We start from the raw sequence: 1,493 nt of genomic DNA, 5'->3' as shown, positions 1-1,493 counted from the left end.
GGTGGGCGGATCCCCCGGAATCGGTGGGCGGATAAAATCGGAACGCGTGGGCGCATCAAATCGGAATCGGTGGGCGCATCACCCCGGAATACGCAATTTAACGAGTGGAGTCTTCCGAAGTGTTTTTCCTTCGGGGACATGGATATTTTGGAGGAGCATAATTTGGGTGATATTTCAGACAATTACTTTCGATGCGGCGAGGCGCTGATCGAGCAGATTTACAGCAATAACATCGAGGATTTCGTCGCGCAGTTTCCGATCATCTATTTGTTCCGTCACGCCTTCGAGGTTAAGCTGAAACAGATTATCGAGGCGCAGACAGGCATTAGACCAGAGCGCGGGCACAGCCTGCACGGTCTCATGGACAAGATCGTCGGGCTGGACGAGTGGGCGCGAAAACGATTGCAGGAGCTCAACGAGATCGATCCGGGATCGACTAGGCTCCGCTATGGCGGTGTCGGAACTAAAGCGAGGGATTACTTGGGCACAGAGCTGCGCTTCTTCCATGAGGCGATGTGTGCCCTGCGCGACTACCTTGCCGCCTTCACGGCAGTTCAGCAGCACGGGAGGGTCGCTTCATGACAATTTCGGCCCACAATCTCCACAAAGAGCAGGTGCTTCAGGATCACCTGATCGATTGCCTTGTCAACAGCGAAGGCTATGAACGTCGAGATCCTGTTACGGAATATGACCGCTCGCTGGCGATGGACAAGGCGCTGGTTCTCCGCTTCGTGAAGAGCACCCAACCCGATGAATGGGCGAAGCTTGAAGGGCACTACACAGCTTCAGCCGAGGATACCTTTTTCAACCAGCTTGAGAAGGCTTTGAAGGATCGCGGCTTGCTCGACGTGCTGCGTCAGGGGATCAAGATCGTCCCAGGCATCAAGTTTTCGCTTTGCTACTTTCGCCCTGCCAGCGGCCTGGAGCCTAAGCGCGTCGCCGAATATCAGGCGAACATTTTGTCAGTCATGAAGGAGGTCGAGTACAGCACGAAACACGGCAACCGGCTCGACGTCGTAATATTCTTGAACGGCTTGCCCATCGCGACGATGGAGACCAAGAACCTGCTTACCGGTTCGACCTTCCGTCATGCCGAAAAGCAGTACCGCACGGACCGCTCGCCTGCTGGCGAGCCGCTTTTGACATTCAAGCGGGGTGCGCTCGTCCACTTTGCGCTCGACGAAGACAATGTCTCGATGACGACAAGGCTTCAGAACGGCAAGACGTTTTTCCTGCCGTTCAATCGTGGACGCGACGGTGGGGCCGGAAACCCCGACATCGAGGACGAATTCCGTGTTGCCTACCTTTATCGGTCTGGTGAGTGGGGCGACGCGATCTGTTCGCGAGCAGTTATGCTCGATGTCATCGGCCAGTTCATGCACTTGGAAGTCACCGGTAGGGAGTGTCATGAACTCTGTGTAACTGGTCCGGGCCATGCGGGTTTCAGTTACGGTCACGCGTTGAAGCGTTCGTCGAACATGATAGCGAATTGA

Annotated in this window: 2 protein-coding genes; both read left to right on the top strand. The window is 55.5% G+C overall.

What is annotated here, in order from left to right; translation table 11 throughout:
- Window positions 1–582 (top strand): hypothetical protein (locus tag ABIE57_RS20490; RefSeq protein ID WP_354540886.1); only part of this gene is annotated, 582 nt, incomplete at its 5' end.
- Window positions 579–1,493, top strand: a complete 915-nt coding sequence (locus tag ABIE57_RS20485) for a type I restriction endonuclease (protein WP_354540885.1) — start codon at window positions 579–581, stop codon at window positions 1,491–1,493. The genes ABIE57_RS20490 and ABIE57_RS20485, both read left to right, overlap by 4 nt.

Origin of the sequence: Roseovarius sp. MBR-6 (assembly GCF_040547525.1) — a bacterium.
Lineage (GTDB): Bacteria > Pseudomonadota > Alphaproteobacteria > Rhodobacterales > Rhodobacteraceae > Roseovarius.
The sequence above is the reverse complement of the archived record's forward strand: the minus strand, read 5'-3'. Positions and strand labels throughout refer to the sequence as shown.